Origin of the sequence: Sphingobacterium paucimobilis HER1398, from assembly GCF_000416985.1 — a bacterium.
In the GTDB taxonomy this organism is placed as follows: domain Bacteria; phylum Bacteroidota; class Bacteroidia; order Sphingobacteriales; family Sphingobacteriaceae; genus Sphingobacterium; species Sphingobacterium paucimobilis.
Map to the genome: position 1 here is coordinate 17,880 of NZ_ATDL01000016.1, position 15,420 is coordinate 33,299.

Annotated in this window: 17 protein-coding genes and 1 tRNA gene; 12 read left to right on the plus strand and 6 right to left on the minus strand. The window is 39.2% G+C overall.

The window, feature by feature from the left end:
* The first annotated feature begins 146 nt into the window (after window positions 1-146).
* From M472_RS36960 to M472_RS36995, 8 genes are all read left to right on the plus strand, one after another.
* The gene (locus M472_RS36960; RefSeq protein ID WP_021071014.1) at window positions 147-560 is read left to right on the plus strand and encodes a 6-pyruvoyl trahydropterin synthase family protein; all 414 of its coding nucleotides are present in this window, start codon (window positions 147-149) and stop codon (window positions 558-560) included.
* Window positions 561-583: 23 nt separating this feature from the next.
* Window positions 584-1,213: a GTP cyclohydrolase I FolE gene (gene folE, locus M472_RS36965; RefSeq protein ID WP_021071015.1), complete on the plus strand. Its 630-nt coding sequence runs from the start codon at window positions 584-586 to the stop codon at window positions 1,211-1,213.
* 154 nt (window positions 1,214-1,367) lie between these two features.
* A complete protein-coding gene (locus M472_RS36970) occupies window positions 1,368-2,003 on the plus strand; it encodes an O-methyltransferase (RefSeq protein ID WP_021071016.1) in 636 nt (211 codons plus the stop codon).
* Window positions 2,004-2,025: 22 nt separating this feature from the next.
* Window positions 2,026-2,526 (plus strand): glucosaminidase domain-containing protein, encoded by a 501-nt coding sequence (locus M472_RS36975; RefSeq protein ID WP_022829391.1) that lies wholly within the window; start codon window positions 2,026-2,028, stop codon window positions 2,524-2,526.
* Window positions 2,527-2,552: 26 nt separating this feature from the next.
* Window positions 2,553-3,380 carry a glucosaminidase domain-containing protein gene (locus M472_RS36980; protein WP_021071018.1) on the plus strand — a complete coding sequence of 276 codons (828 nt, stop codon included), beginning with the start codon at window positions 2,553-2,555 and terminating at the stop codon, window positions 3,378-3,380.
* A gap of 58 nt (window positions 3,381-3,438) precedes the next feature.
* On the plus strand, window positions 3,439-4,197 hold the full coding sequence (locus M472_RS36985) for a hypothetical protein (RefSeq protein WP_021071019.1): 759 nt from the start codon (window positions 3,439-3,441) through the stop codon (window positions 4,195-4,197).
* 9 nt (window positions 4,198-4,206) lie between these two features.
* Window positions 4,207-5,262, plus strand: coding sequence for a DUF3078 domain-containing protein (locus M472_RS36990; protein WP_051146142.1), 1,056 nt, complete (start codon window positions 4,207-4,209; stop codon window positions 5,260-5,262).
* 10 nt (window positions 5,263-5,272) lie between these two features.
* Complete coding sequence (locus M472_RS36995) at window positions 5,273-6,178, plus strand: N-acetylmuramoyl-L-alanine amidase (RefSeq protein WP_031301849.1); 906 nt, start codon at window positions 5,273-5,275, stop codon at window positions 6,176-6,178.
* On the opposite strand, the gene M472_RS37000 is transcribed toward M472_RS36995, so the two are convergent.
* From M472_RS37000 to M472_RS37025, 6 genes are all read right to left on the minus strand, one after another.
* A complete protein-coding gene (locus M472_RS37000) occupies window positions 6,175-7,869 on the minus strand; it encodes a sodium:solute symporter (protein WP_031301850.1) in 1,695 nt (564 codons plus the stop codon). The genes M472_RS36995 and M472_RS37000 overlap by 4 nt on opposite strands.
* A 105-nt stretch (window positions 7,870-7,974) precedes the next feature.
* On the minus strand, window positions 7,975-8,172 hold the full coding sequence (locus tag M472_RS37005; RefSeq protein ID WP_021071023.1) for a hypothetical protein: 198 nt from the start codon (window positions 8,170-8,172) through the stop codon (window positions 7,975-7,977).
* Between the two features lie 14 nt (window positions 8,173-8,186).
* On the minus strand, window positions 8,187-10,619 hold the full coding sequence (locus tag M472_RS37010) for a PIG-L family deacetylase (RefSeq protein ID WP_031301851.1): 2,433 nt from the start codon (window positions 10,617-10,619) through the stop codon (window positions 8,187-8,189).
* 414 nt (window positions 10,620-11,033) lie between these two features.
* Window positions 11,034-11,291 carry a DUF6952 family protein gene (locus tag M472_RS37015; RefSeq protein WP_021071025.1) on the minus strand — a complete coding sequence of 86 codons (258 nt, stop codon included), beginning with the start codon at window positions 11,289-11,291 and terminating at the stop codon, window positions 11,034-11,036.
* On the minus strand, window positions 11,272-11,586 hold the full coding sequence (locus M472_RS37020; protein WP_021071026.1) for a thioredoxin family protein: 315 nt from the start codon (window positions 11,584-11,586) through the stop codon (window positions 11,272-11,274). The genes M472_RS37015 and M472_RS37020 overlap by 20 nt, the downstream gene beginning before the upstream one ends.
* 61 nt (window positions 11,587-11,647) lie before the next feature.
* Window positions 11,648-12,280, minus strand: coding sequence for a peroxiredoxin (locus tag M472_RS37025; protein WP_021071027.1), 633 nt, complete (start codon window positions 12,278-12,280; stop codon window positions 11,648-11,650).
* A 197-nt stretch (window positions 12,281-12,477) separates the two neighbouring features.
* Here M472_RS37025 and M472_RS37030 point away from each other — a divergent pair.
* From M472_RS37030 to M472_RS37045, 4 genes are all read left to right on the plus strand, one after another.
* Window positions 12,478-12,549 (plus strand) — tRNA-Arg (locus M472_RS37030).
* Window positions 12,550-12,940: 391 nt separating this feature from the next.
* Window positions 12,941-13,966 (plus strand): sugar kinase, encoded by a 1,026-nt coding sequence (locus M472_RS37035; RefSeq protein WP_021071028.1) that lies wholly within the window; start codon window positions 12,941-12,943, stop codon window positions 13,964-13,966.
* On the plus strand, window positions 13,963-14,613 hold the full coding sequence (locus M472_RS37040; protein ID WP_021071029.1) for a beta/alpha barrel domain-containing protein: 651 nt from the start codon (window positions 13,963-13,965) through the stop codon (window positions 14,611-14,613). The genes M472_RS37035 and M472_RS37040 overlap by 4 nt, the downstream gene beginning before the upstream one ends.
* A 77-nt stretch (window positions 14,614-14,690) precedes the next feature.
* Entirely contained in the window at window positions 14,691-15,392 is a 702-nt protein-coding gene (locus M472_RS37045) for a DUF5041 domain-containing protein (protein WP_021071030.1), read from the plus strand.
* The last annotated feature ends 28 nt before the right edge of the window (window positions 15,393-15,420 follow it).

Sequence of the window (15,420 nt, forward strand, 5' to 3'; positions counted from 1 at the left end):
TATAATTTGTTTTTTATCTATCATATGGAATACTCATTGGTGTTTGTGCTTCGCTAAATATGAGTATTTCATATGTTGTAATTTTCGTAAAGGATTCTTATGTTTTTAACTGCTAAAATAGAGTTTTTTAAGGTATATTTGCCTATATGATATACATTACAAGACGGGAGAGATTCTGTGCTGCCCATAAGTTGCATCGCGAAGATTGGTCAGAGGAGAAAAATGAAGCTGTATTCGGCTATTGTTCCAATCCTAATTGGCATGGACATAACTATGAATTGTATGTTACAGTAAAAGGAACAGTAAATCCAGAAACAGGTTTTTTGATTGATTTGAAACTGATGAAAAGTATCATAAATACAGAGGTCATCGACAAAATGGATCATAAGAATATAAATTTGGATGTAGACTTTATGCAAGGCAAAATGGCATCAACAGAAATAATTGCCATGGAGATTTTTCATGTGTTAAAGCCTCACTTTGAAAAGGAAAATGTACAGCTCCACAGTGTAAAACTGTACGAAACAGAAAATAACTCAGTCGAATATTTCGGCGATTAATCACATAAATAATTAGCTAAGAAATGAGTAATCTTACGGACTTCAATGAAGAATTGGAAGGCTACAAAAAGATAGACCAATATAATGGACAACAGGTGGAACGTATTGCTTCGCACTATAATGATATTTTGTCGGCCATAGGCGAAGATCCAAATCGTGAAGGCTTAATCAAAACACCAGAACGTGTAGCAAAAGCATTACAATATTTAACCCATGGATATGATATTGATGCTGCTGAGGTACTTCGTAGTGCTATGTTTGAAGAAGATTATAGTCAGATGGTTGTGGTAAAAGATATAGAAGTCTACTCTATGTGTGAGCATCATATGTTGCCATTCTTTGGTAAAGCGCATATTGCTTATATTCCTAATGGACACATCGTGGGGTTGAGCAAGATTCCGAGGATCGTGGATGCTTTCGCTAGACGCCTACAGGTACAGGAACGGTTGACGAATGAAATCAGAGATTGTATTCAGGATACATTAAATCCAGCAGGAGTTGCCGTAGTGATCGAGTGCAAGCATATGTGTATGGCAATGCGGGGTGTGCAGAAGCAAAATTCTGTTACAACAACTTCCGCTTTTACAGGAGAATTCCAAAATGATGTTACACGATCAGAATTTTTAAGATTAATAACTGCGTCCTTAGCTTAGGACATAAGTTAATCATAAGTGGTTAAAAAAACCTTGTTTTCAGACTGAAAACAAGGTTTTTTTGATTATGGAATATCCTAGAATCAGTTGATCTAACCTGAAAGCAGGAGTAAAAATAATTTGTTTTCTAAAATTGTTCCGTAAATTCGCAGCCATGTTTCAAAATCAAGAAGAGGTAAGTGGCTATTTAGAAGAGACTTGTGATGCAGAGGACGCGTTGCTGGGCGTTATAAATAGAGAAACATATTTGAAAGAGACGATGCCCCATATGTTATCGGGACATTATCAAGGGCGTGTCTTGTCTATGATTAGCAAGATGCTTGCTCCAAAAAAAATTCTAGAGGTAGGTACTTTTACAGGTTACGCGACGTTATGTCTAGCGGAAGGGTTGACCAAAGATGGTACTCTTCATACTATCGATATTAATGAAGAGCAGGAAGAGCGAGTTTCAGGATATTTTGAACGCTCTGAATATGCTTCACAGATTCAGTATCACATAGGGGATGCCATCAATGTAATCCCAACGATAGAAGGCGAGTTTGATTTAGTGTTTATCGATGCAGATAAAAAGCGGAATTTGGTTTATTATGAAATGTTAATAGATCGGATTCCAACAGGAGGTGTTATTTTATTGGACAATGTATTGTGGAAAGGAAAGGTCTTTGAGAGCAATCCGGACAATCAAACAAGACAAGTCTTAGAATTGAACGCCACCTTGGCAAAAGACAATCGTGTAGAAAAATTGATTTTGCCAATCAGAGACGGGCTTTTTGTGTTACGCAAAAAGTAATGGTTGAACTAAAAAGTAAAAAATGCAAAAATCTTTATGCAGCAGAGCATTGCTGCTACTAGTATTGTGTTTCGCTTCAGTAACGACACTATTGGGACAAAAGAAGTTTAGTCCCTCAAGTTACATCGAGCAGCACAAGAGCGTCGCACAGCAGCTTATGCGCGAGACAGGTGTGCCAGCATCTGTGATTTTAGCAGTCGCTATTCATGAAAGTGCTTATGGCAATAGTCGGATTGCCAATCATTTAAACAATCATTTTGGAATCAAGGGAAAGAACAACAGTTCAGTGATAAGATCCGCCTACAAAGGTTATGAATCTGTATGGGCTTCTTATAATGATTTTGTAGGACTCCTAAAGAGAAGAAAGGCTACACAACCTTTGTTTGAAAAATATTCTCCTCAAGACTATACCGCTTGGGTCAAAGGTATCGCCCGCTCCGGCTATTCGGCGACCAAAGGCTGGAGTAGCAAGGTTCTGAACACGATTGATAGGTACGATTTGGATGAATTGGATATAAATTAGTAGATTTATATACTTTTTAAAAATTGATGAGATTTCTATTGTTATCTGTCGTCCTATTGGGCTTGTTGGGTTCTTGTGCTTCAAAAAAAAGAACGGTATTATCACATCCCTCATCGTCGGGTACTTCTTCATCTAGACCTAGTGCGAGCAAAGGAGGAACCTCTACATCAGGACTTTCTTATATTGAGCAGTATAAAGATGTTGCTATTCGGGAAATGAATCTTTATGGTATACCTGCTAGTATCAAGTTAGCTCAGGCTCTGTTGGAATCTGGAAATGGAAACTCCTATTTAGCAAGGGAAGCGAATAATCACTTTGGAATAAAATGCGGAGGTGTCTGGAACGGGAAAAGTGTAAGGAGAGCCGATGATAACCCAAACGATTGTTTTCGTGTTTATGACAATCCCGAGCAATCCTTTAAAGATCATTCGCAGTTCCTGTTACGCAAACGTTATGAGAAGCTATTTACACTGAATAGAAATGATTACAAAGGTTGGGCGAGAGGGTTAAAGGATGCAGGCTATGCGACCAACCCGAGGTATCCCGAGCTATTGGTTGATTTAATAGAACGGTATGAGCTTTACAAATACGACAGAGGCGAAACCTATGTAGAGAAGGGACGTCGTGAAGAGAAGGTAGAAAGAGTAATCGAAACTAAAATCGAAACGGACCCCATCACAAAGCCTGAGCAGATTAAATCGCCAGTTGCTATGGTCATTCATGAAGTAAAACCTGCTCAGACACTGTATAGTATCAGTCGTCAGTATAATGTTACAGTCGACCAGATTAAGCAGTTAAACAACCTTTCAGATGATATATTGTCAATAGGGCAACTGCTTGTGATTACCAAATAGAAGTAAAACATTGTTAAAATTATAGTGTTTTATTCGGTAATAATGTAGATTTACAGTTGTGAAGACCAATCTAAACATAGTACTGTTGTGGCTGCTGCTTTTCGTTTGTGGACCTATTTATTCCCAGCAAAAGGTAGAAGGGCTGATTTTTGATAAAGATACTAAACAGCGAATCGGTCGGGTATTAATGATGAATAAGACTTCCGGTGCAAATGTCTTTAATAACTCAAGAGGAGAGTTCGCCTTGGAGATGCAGCCTGGTGATCAGATTATAGCGCAAAAAGAACATTATTTTAGCGATACGCTAACCTACCAAGGAGAGAAAGTCCTCATTTTTAATTTAAAAAAGACTTCTATATATATCGATCCCGTAACAGTTGTTGCCAGAAAGACGCCTGAGCAAATTCTAGCGGAGAGATATAGGGATTACGATAAAGCCTATAAATTAGCCGACCCCGGCAGCTACTTCAGTGTAGGTCCTACAGGGGCGGGGTTGAGTATAAATGCGATATACAACTTGTTCAGTAAAGAGGCGAAAAATGCTCGGAGATTAACGAAGTATTTTCAAAAGGAATATGAGGAAAATATAGTCGATATTCGCTTTTCCAAAGAGTTGATTAAAGGAGTAACTGGACTTGAGGGGGAGCCTCTGGATAACTTTATGGTAAGATACAGACCTTCGTATGATTTTGTATCTTTGGCAACACATTATCAAATGGTGAGCTATATAAAGTCCAAATATGAGTATTTCAAGTTTGTACCTTATATTAAACCGTTGCCAGACTTGAATAATATAGATATCAATAAAGAATATTAGTAATCGTATATGATGAGACATTTACCCTTATTTTTAAGCTTTCTAGCAATTTTTTGCAGTGTACAGGCTTTTTCTCAGGTAGATCTAAAAGGACTGCGAGAAGATCCCAATACAAAAAGATTAAATGCGGATACAACCAAAGGTGTACAAATTAAACAAATAAATGTGCCGATTCCTAAATTGGGACTCGAAGTTGATTATTGGAAACATTGGACAAAGTTTGGGCTGAACCTAAACCAAGCGACATTTAGTGACAATTGGAATGCAGGTGGGGTAAGTTCAATAGCGGTGGGTGGAACTTTTTGGCACAAATCTGATTATAATAGGGATCGATTTAACTTTGTGTCAGAGGTGGATCTGAAATATGGTAAGATTCAAAACTTTGGAAAAAAAGGAGAGTTTAAACCACTAGCAAAGAAGAATAACGACCGTATATTTTGGGATAATAAGTTGGCCTATAAATTTACCAATACATGGGCGCTTTATTTTTCCTTTACCTTCGAGTCACAGTTTGATTTGGGATATACATATGACAAGGATACTGATGGAAATGAAATCGTAAAGGAAACGGTTTCAAGTTTTATGGGGCCAGGTTATTTTACAGAATCATTCGGGGTAGAATACAAGCCGGATAAAACATTTTCACTTCGTTTAGGTACAGGTACAGCACGTCAGACACTAGTGTTAGATGATCGTGTTAAACCGTTGACGATAGCTGAATACGCAGAACGTTACCCTAATAATAAGCCTATTGGTAAAGATCAGGAAAAATGGGGGCTGAAGCCGGGACAGAGTTTTAAAAATGACCTCGCTTTTCAGATTACAGCAAACCTAGATCGCAATCTATCTCAGAATCTGAACCTAAAAGCACGTTATAATCTCTTTGCTGACTATAAAGATGTAACAGATCCCGACCATAGATTGGATGCAACATTAAGCGCCAAAGTGACTAGTTTGGTTAATGTATCGTTATCTGGAATTCTAGTATACAACTACGACGAAGCATCCAAAATACAGTACAGCCAAGCTCTGACGTTAGGAGTAATATATGCATTGCCTAGATAAGAAGTAATATATGCTGTCGAAGGGGTTTGTCGTAGGAGTTAGTTTGTTTATGCTGATTGGATGCAGTACATCAAAGAAAGTAACCGTAGCAAAAAAGGTCGATGTGCCGGTTGGGCTATCAGCTAAAGAGGTCTTGACTGAAGTTGAAGAAATAGCAAAAGTTGAAGTTCAAAACGCGGTAGACACAACTGTTTTTCAGGCATTCCGAGAGTTGACCCCAGAGGAAAAGATCGTGGAACAAAAGCGTATGGGGATATATAAGGGTGCAGATTGGGCAGCAGCTTTACATTATGACCTCCGCAAGCCTAATTTCGTCATCATACACCATACTGCTCAAAATAGCGTTGCGCAGACCGTACGTACTTTTCAAGTGCCACATTCTAAAGTGAGTGCCCATTATGTAATAGGTAGGGACGGGCAAGTCATTCAAATGCTCAATGATTATGAACGTGCCTGGCATGCCGGTAAATCAAAATGGGGTAACATTGATGATCTGAATTCCGTATCCTTAGGAATAGAGCTGGATAATAATGGGAAGGAGCCATTTCCAGATGCACAGATAAACTCCTTATTGATTTTGTTGGATACATTGAAAGCGAAGTACCTGATCCCTCAGCTCAATTTTATAGGTCACGCAGATATTGCCCCAATGCGTAAGGACGACCCTAGTGTTTTATTCCCATGGAAACGATTGGCAGAAAGAGGATTTGGAATTTGGTATAACGAAGACTATCTCATGATGCCTCCCGCTAATTTCAACCCAATAGACGCCTTAAAGATAATGGGGTATGATATGCGTAATCAAGAAGGTGCGATTCGTGCTTTTAAGAGAAAGTATATTGTTAAAGAAGTGAATGGTGTCTTGACAGCTCAAGATCAAGCCGTATTGTATGATTTGTATCGTAAGTATTATTAGTATTTAGTATTTTTTGGTAGGGACTTTTGCAGTAAGAGCCCTATGATGATAACGAGTAGGCAGCCAATCAGGTTAAGCCATAAAAAGGCAACGACATCAGCTTTCCAGATTCCAATAACGATAAGCTCTGTAAGGATTGCGGCCCAAAAAACAGCCTTGCCGCCAACATTCTTAAAGTAGAAAGCAACGAGGAATATACCCAGTATTGTGCCATAGAATAGAGATCCTAAAATATTGACTGCTTCTAGGAGATTGCCTAGCTTGTTTGCGTATAGGGCAACTATGACCGTAAAAATTCCCCAACCTAGTGTGCACAACCTAGAGGCTTTCAGATAAGCACGTTCTGAAGCTTCCTTGTTGATGAACCGTTTGTAGATATCGATGACCGTTGTAGAGGCAAGCGAATTTATTGCGCTTGCTGTGGCTCCCATAGAAGCTAGCATAATTATGGCGATAAGTAGCCCAATAAATCCTTTCGGGAAGGTCGAAGTAACAAAAGACAAGAAAATATAGTTGTTGTCATTCGTGTCGGCAGTTGTGTCGTTTTTCTTGATCAAACCAATCACTTCTTGGCGCAGCGCATCCGATTTTGCGTTTAGGGCATTTAGTTCTTCGCCTTTAATGGTTGCATTGAGATTATCCTTCTCTGCCAATGCTTTAGTTAGTGCTGTAATTGTTTGTGATTTGCTTAATCCAATTGCTTCTTGCTGACGTAGTAATTGTGCGTAATCTTCGGCATAAATGCTGTTTTCAAGCTTGTTGGTTTCCTGCGAATTGAAAAATAACGGTGGTGTATGATACTGATAGTAGGCAAAGACCAATACGCCTATTAATAGGATACAGAATTGCATAGGGACTTTTAAAAGACCATTCATCAATAATCCCATTCTACTATCTCGAATAGATGATCCTGTCAAATAACGCCCGACTTGGCTTTGGTCGGTTCCAAAGTAAGAAAGCTGAAGGAAGAAGCCTCCGATCAGACCTGTCCAAACCGTATATTGATTGTTTAGATCAAAAGTAAAATCGATAGCATTGGTCTTTCCTGATTTGCCAGCGATATGTAAGGCTTCGCTAAATCCAATGTCACTCGGGAGTAGCCGTATTACCATAAAACCAGCGGCGAGCAGTCCCGTGAATATAATGCCCATTTGCAAGAGTTGGGTATAAGATACCGCTTTTGTCCCGCCATAAACGGTATAAAGTACGACCACGCTGCCCATCGCTAAGGTGGTGTAGGTGATGTCTATGTGTAATATCGTCGATAAGATAATAGCAGGTGCGAAAATTGTAATTCCTGTAGAAATTCCACGTTGGATTAGAAATAAGAAAGCGGTTAATGCTCTGGTTTTGATATCAAATCTCTTTTCTAGAAACTCATAGGCCGTAAATACACGAAGCCTATGAAAAATAGGCACGAAGGTGATGCATAGCACAATCATGGCCAGAGGGAGTCCAAAGTAAAACTGAACAAAGCTCATTCCAGAAGAATAAGCCAGGCCTGGGGCCGATAAGAAGGTGATGGCACTTGCTTGAGTGGCCATTACAGAGAGACCTACATTGTACCAGGGGAGTTCACGGTCACCGAGTAAATAACCGTTGATGTTACGAATATTCCTGCTTTTGAATACGCCATAGGCGATAATCAAAAGCAGGGTAGTAAAAAGCACTATCCAGTCGATAGAACTCATGAATAATGTATCGTGAATAAGTACATGAATACGATACATAGGAGTAGCCAGATTACCAGAATCCAGTAAAATTGGCGCCAGCTACGTACAAAAGGAGGAAGTCCCTTATCTGTCATGAGGTTTTTGCGGTAAAAGCACTGTATTAAAGAAGACAGCGAAGATAAAACCTCCTACTAATCCTCCAATAATGCTTGTAAATGATCCACTAGTCGCAAAAGCGGTTAGCGCACCGAATACAGAGCCAATTAATAAAATTAAACCTTTTGCATTAATAGGTTGAGCATCGTTTACTTGATTTTCCATATCTAATGTTAAAATTACTTTTCTTTTGATAGCAAATTTACGAATAATCTATAAGCTCCGGGAACTCCTGCAGGTAATTGTCTGAAAAAGGCCAACGAAGTGTATACAAACTTACCCTTTCCATAATTGGTAATCAAGAGTGAGCCTTTATTGGGCTGTTCATCTTTGTCATGTATGGACAGAGGTGTGCGATAATTCCGATCGATACCGTCTGCAAAATACAGCCCACGTTCTTGTACCCAGCCCTCAAAATCGATTGCCGTAATCATATTGGGGTAAGAGAACGCAATATCTTTAGCGTCAAATTGTACAATAGCGTCTTCTTGTGTCACGCGGTCTCTTGATATAGCGAATGGATAGGGACCTAACTGTTCGGCCATGAGCTTAGTGTTGACATTATACTGCATTAATACAACGCCTCCCTGTGCTACATAATCCATCAAGAGTTTTTGAGTCGTGGCAGCCTGTGGATTGATATTAAAGTAACGTACGCCGACTACGATAGCATCATACTGCCTGAGTAATGGCGCAGATAAACTATGTCCATTTAGGTTGGTGGTTGCTATACCAATTTCATTTAATGATTTAGAAACCAGGTCACCAGCACCAGCAATATAACCTATACTTTTGATTGGGTTTACTAGATCAAGACGCTCACAGTTAATAACTGTTGTAGGAAACCAGGTGATACGGGGAATGTGATCATAATCAATGGTCTTGATTGACTTCAAAGCCTGATCATTCCATATCAGGTTGATTGTAGAGCGATCACTATTTGCCGAGGAGGGTTTTATCCTGATTTGTTTGGTAATCGTATTCGACTCTCCAAAATCCAAATTTAATTGCTGAGGAACCACCTGCCATCCATCAGATTGCGGTATGGTGACTATAAAGTTGTTGCTATCTTTATTATGTCGGGTAAAAGTGATATCTACGTTTTTCTCTTCACCGTTAGTACTTAAGACAATCGTTGAGGAGGCTTCCGCGGTAAGGACGGGTGTGATGGCTACAGGGCTGTGGATCTCGCCACGGACAGGATCAACGACTTTATATTGTATAGCTTGGGATCTCTGAAGTAATTTTCCATCGATGTCAAAGGTAAATTCGACTATTGGACGGTTAGCATTTGTTGGAAATCCTATATCCTTCGGCTCTACATCGAATTTTCCTAACGAATGTGCTTTTTCAAGCCAGTAGGATTGTGTATTGTGGTGCCATGTATAAGGGCTTGACGAGTTCCAAGTGTTGTTTGTTGCGAGTGCTTGATTGACTTCTCCCAAGCTTGTCTTGATAAGCTTGACTTTAATTCCCGGACGTCTTGCAATGGCTTCAAGAGATACAGCAAAGCTTTTGTTCATAGGGTATTGGCTAGATACGGTTGTTGCATCCACCCATATGCCCGCACAAGCGGTAATAATATCTTCGATTTCTTGGGTTTTAAGGGTTTTCCAGTAAGGGTCACCAATTGTGCGAACCTGCTCCCGGAGCGCAAACAAGGCAGGAATACTTTTCTCGGGGTTTAGGTAGTCAAACCCTTTGATAATATTGTTGATTTGGACTTGTATGTCGGCAGTATTAGGGATTCGATTCCAACTTGTTTCAATTCCTTCCATTAGGTCCTCTTGTGGCTTGTCACCTGCCACGAAGTCAAAGTATTCGATGCTTGTGCCTCGTGTAGTAGCAGCGCCAAACCCCTGGCTTTTATGCTGTGATCTACTACGTGCCGCAATCTCGCCATAAGATTCTCCCAATAGTGGGCTATAGGCTCCAATATCTATTTTCAGTTGGTCTTCAGACGTATTGTTCATTCCGCCGAAATTAGCTGTGTTCCATAGAAGGCGTTTTGCTTTCCATACGGATACAGTAGCAAGTTGTTCCGGGAATTGATTTGGGTCAGCGGCAGCAAGGTAAGCTTCGTGTGCCAATATAGCGGAAGCCTGATGATGTCCATGTCCTCCGCGTTTGTCTGGAGGAAACCTAGTAATGATGATATCGGGTCTGAATTTACGGATAATCCATACGGCCTCACGTAAGGCCGTTTTTTTATCCCAAAAATCAAATGTCTCTTGATGGGTCTTGGAAAAACCGAAGTCGTAAGCGGAGCTGAAGAACTGTTCACCCTTATCTATCGACCGCGCCGCAAGTAACTCCTGTGTACGTATCAGTCCAAGGTCTATTCCTTGCTCTGTGCCAATAAGATTTTGCCCACCATCACCACGGGTCAGGGAAAGGTAACCCGTTCTATATTTTCGTTCTTGAGCCAGCCATGCAATCAGCCGGGTGTTCTCATCATCCGGATGTGCGGCAAAGTACAGTACCGATCCTAGTGTATTAAGTTTTTGAAGTTTGATCATGATCTCACTGGCAGCCATGTTTCCGTGTTGGGACCGTACCGCGTAATGAAGTGAAATAAGAAATAGAAATAAAAGGGATATTTTTCTAAACATAGTTAAATATACATGTTTAGGCTAAAAAACAAGCAATTTATAGGAAGGGTAAACTGTAATATTGTTATGGTAAATATAGGCAACACCTTGGTCTACGTTACGTCTGTAGTGAGGTTGAGTAGACTTTTATGGTCACAAAAAAGAGCTAAATATGATTTAGCTCTCTTTCCAACAATTAAAAATCTTTAGTCTTAAAATAGTGTGCGATTAATCTAATATTAAAGGCAAAATAGTGTTACGACTCACCAGATTAAGGTGTAACCCTTCAACACTAGTAAAAGTACTATAAAAAGCACAATATTGTAAGCAATCGGTTGAAAAATAATTTTCCACATCGCGCAAGTTATAAACAAAAGCGATGTGGAATTATTCTTTATATAAGAAGATGAGCTTTTATTCGTTCATGTTTACTTCCTACTTGTCTATTGAGCCTAGCACACGTTGCATAAACGTATTCAGAGCTTCTTTCTTGGGAGTTCCTTCCTTGATTAGCTTATCGACTTCGATGGCGCCATACATGTTTGAGATTAATTCGCCGATGACATCTAGCTCTTCGTCTTTTAAAGAAGAAACTTCAGTTAAAGCCTCCAATGTCTCGATCGTTTCTAATACATAGTCCGCATCATTCTGTTCGATGAAATCTGTTAGGTGCTTAATTACTGGTAACTTCATTTAATAAATCAATTAATCCTTCAATTTTGTTTGTCTGTACTTGATTTACCAATTTGCCGTCTTTGAAGGCAGCAAATGTAGGTAAGTTATTGACATTAGCTAGTTTTCTAGATTCTGGGTTTTTCTCCGCATCTACGATAATGAAAGTCACGTTTTCATTCTCTGTCGCCAATTTTTTGAATTTTGGTTTCATAATACGGCAGTTACCGCACCATGAAGCTGCATATTGTACCATTACAGTTTTGTTGCTGTTAACAACTTCCTGTAAGGTGTCGTTTTCTAATTCCTGTAACATAATAGTCTGTGTTTAAATAACAGAGGCGGAAGAAATCCGCCCCTGAAGTAGTTGAAATTTCTTAGTTTGCTGATAGGTACGAAGCTACACCTTCACGAGTAGCGTTCATGGCATCTTTACCTTCTTCCCAATTTGCAGGACAAACTTCACCATGTTTCTGTACATGGGTATACGCATCGATTAGGCGGATATATTCTTTAACGTTACGTCCTAATGGCATATCATTCACGGACTCGTGAAAAACCTTACCAGTCTCATCGATCAGATAAGTCGCGCGATAAGTTACGGCAGAGCCTTCAACTAATGTTCCGTACTCAGGATGCTCCACTTCTTTCATTTCCAAAATGCCCAATACACTTGAAAGATTACGGTTCGTATCAGCGATGATAGGGTATTCTACACCTTCGATTCCGCCACTGTCTTTTGCCGTATTCAACCAAGCAAAGTGAACTTCATTTGAATCGCATGATGCACCGATCACAATAGTATTGCGTTTTTCAAATTCTGCAACAGCTTCTTGAAAAGCGTGTAACTCTGTCGGACATACAAATGTAAAGTCTTTCGGATACCAGAATAATAATACTTTTTTATTCTCTTTCTGGGCTTTTTCAAAAATATTGATTGAAATGTAATCACCTAAATAATCAATTGCATCAACTGTAATGTTCGGAAAATTTTTACCTGTAAAACTCATAATATATCTTTCTTTTTTTGTATTACAAAGGTACGCATAATTACGACAATTATAAATCGAAAATAGCTATACGTTATCGTCAAAATCTATAGTTTTATTGTTTTATTTATAGATATATTTTATGAGTTGCATAAAAATAAAATGAGCACTTGTTTTGACGCTCGGATAATAATACTTTTGTGTACCTCAAGAGGGTTGGCCCCGTAGTTCAACGGATAGAATAGATGTTTCCTAAACATTTGATAGCAGTTCGATTCTGCTCGGGGCTACATCACCAAGACAAAAAACCAAGTCTACATCTAACAAGCCTTGGTTTTTTATATATCATCTGTATAGTATTTATTCACAATTTTTTCAAGGTTAAAGAGGGTTAAATTACATTTCGTGAATCAAACGCGATCTTGTGTGTTGTTTTTTTAATAAAAGGCAGTTGTTGCTGATGTTTTCGTAATTAATATTGAGGTATAACCGCAAATCTTATTTATCTTGTGCCTACTTTTAAGGCCTAGGTATGATCAATCAATCTTTTTGGACCTAATTGACAGATGTCCGAACTTATGTAGAAAAGGGAGGATTGCCAAATGAGACAGAGTGAATCTGGAGGGTTGTACAAGATATAAGCTATTATAATGCGTGAGAATATTTTAGATTTTTTTAATAATGAATGGTAAAGTTTTAAATTTTGGAGAGATTCTGCTCCGTATTTGTCCGGATCTTTCTCAAGATTGGGTGGGAGCGGGTGCACTGCCCTTTTTTGTGGGTGGGGCAGAACTTAATGTAGCATCAGCTTTAGCAAACTGGGGCCTGCCTTCTGCCTATATATCCGCTATGCCCCGAAACGATATAACCTCAGATATTTTGACTCATTTGAAAATGAGGGGTATAGGTGTGGATCAGATGCTGTTGAAAGGAGATCGTTTGGGGTTGTATTATCTGCCGAAGGGAAAAGATGTAAAGCACGCAGGAGTGATATATGATAGAGCCGGTTCAGCATTTGCTAGTCTACATCCTTCCGATATAGACTGGGAAACCATATTTCAAGGGGTGTCTTGGTTTCATTTTTCTGCCATATGTCCTGCAATATCTCAGGAGGTGGCCAATATATGCCTTGATGCGGTAAGAGAAGCTAATCGTCAGAATGTTTTTGTTTCTCTGGACCTTAATTATCGCTCGAAGTTGTGGAAATATGGAAAAGAACCGATAGAGGTAATGCCAGAGCTGGCAGCTTGTTCTGATCTTATTATGGGCAATGTCTGGGCCGCGCAACAAATGTTGGGGACTTCATTAAATCCAGAATTGAGAGCAGCGAAGCCGAATTATCCGCGCACATTGCTCGAAGAGCAAGCTAACACGACAAGTTTAGAGTTGGTCGAACAATTTGAACAATGTAAGTTTGTGGCTAATACATTTAGATTTGATTATCTGGAAAAGGGAATTCAATATTTCACGACTTTTTTCGGAGAAGACAAACTGTTGGTTTCCGCAGAGTACTTAGCTGAAGAGATTGTTGACCGGGTCGGCAGTGGAGATTGTTTTATGGCTGGATTGATATACGGCTTATACCAGGAGATGGATATGCATAGTACACTAGAGTTGGCTACTGCGGCAGCTTTCGATAAATTATTTATAGCCAGTGATGCGACGAATTCTTCGATCACTGATATTCAAAAAAGAATAAAGAAATGAACAAGAAAAAAGAGGTGTTAGAAGCTATATTAAAACAAGGTATATTGCCCTTATTTTATAATGATAAAGTTGATGAATCTGTTGCACTTGTAAGAACGCTTTATAAGGCAGGTGTAAGGGTTTTCGAGTTTACCAATAGAGGCGACAAAGCTGAGGATGTATTTAAAGAACTCCTATCTGTTAGAGACCGAGAGATGTCTGGGCTTTATCTTGGAATTGGTACCATAAAGAATAGTAGAGAGGCTGCTCTTTTTATAGACATGGGGGCTGATTTTATTGTCTCGCCAATAATTAATCCTGAGGTAGCCACATTGGTGAATGAAGCTGGGTTACTTTGGATCCCAGGATGTATGACCCCTACTGAGATTTATCGTGCACAGGAATATGATGCAGCATTGATAAAGCTCTTTCCTGCCAATATACTTGGGCCAGGGTTTATGTCTGCAATAAAAGATTTGTTCAAAGGACAGTTGTTTATACCAACAGGAGGAGTAGATATTGAAATAAATAACTTAAAGTCATGGTTTGAGGCTGGGGTTTGTGCCGTAGGTATGGGCAGTAAATTAATTGATCCGAAGCAAATAGATGGATTGGAGGAAAAGACAGTGCTGGCACTGGATCTGATCAGGCAAGCTAAACAAAAATAGTTGACAGATCGAAATCATGGGTGGAATGTATTTTCTGCTTATATTTATGGCTTAATACGGTCTATAATAATAAATCCATGAAAAAGCGATTTTTCTTTTTGCTTTTATGCTTGGTTCCTGTATCTATATTTGGTCAGCAATATGAAAAAGATCAACGTACTGCTATTGAAAGACAGGATGAGCATAATCGATATAATGCGAATCATATTAGTCAAGTCCAGATTCTAAAAGCTTTGGAATTAGCGGGAGTAAATGTTTTTAATATTTTGCTAAAACCCTTTGATAAGGCGTATCAATTTGATATAATTCTTACCGAATACAAGGACGGTGAAATTGTGAAAAGAAGGAGCGTAGGAGTGATGAATGATAATACTTATCGCTATTATAAAAATAATGACCCCTTTACGAATAAGGTTTCTGTAGATTATATAGATCAGATTACTTTCTTCGCAAAAGATATGGACAGTCTTGTCTATTTGAAAGTAGAGACGTATATCGGGGCACTCCAAGGGATTAAGCTTACAAAGCATCTTACGCGGCATGGACAGGGATATAGCTGGAGAAGTTACAGTAAAACAGATTGGAAATTAAATCAGGAAATTCCTGTACTTGTGTACGCCTCGTCTTGGGTTGATAAGACACATCGTATCGAAAGGTCTTGCGCAGCAGCCGACTTGTCTTCCAATATATTAGAGGCCAAGGCGCTGTTTGATAATTCGCCTCATTATTATGTGATAAGCTACGTCGTTTTTGAAGAGCAGGATAAAAAGTCTCCATAATAAGTGTATGGTTGGGACTGCAGTTTGT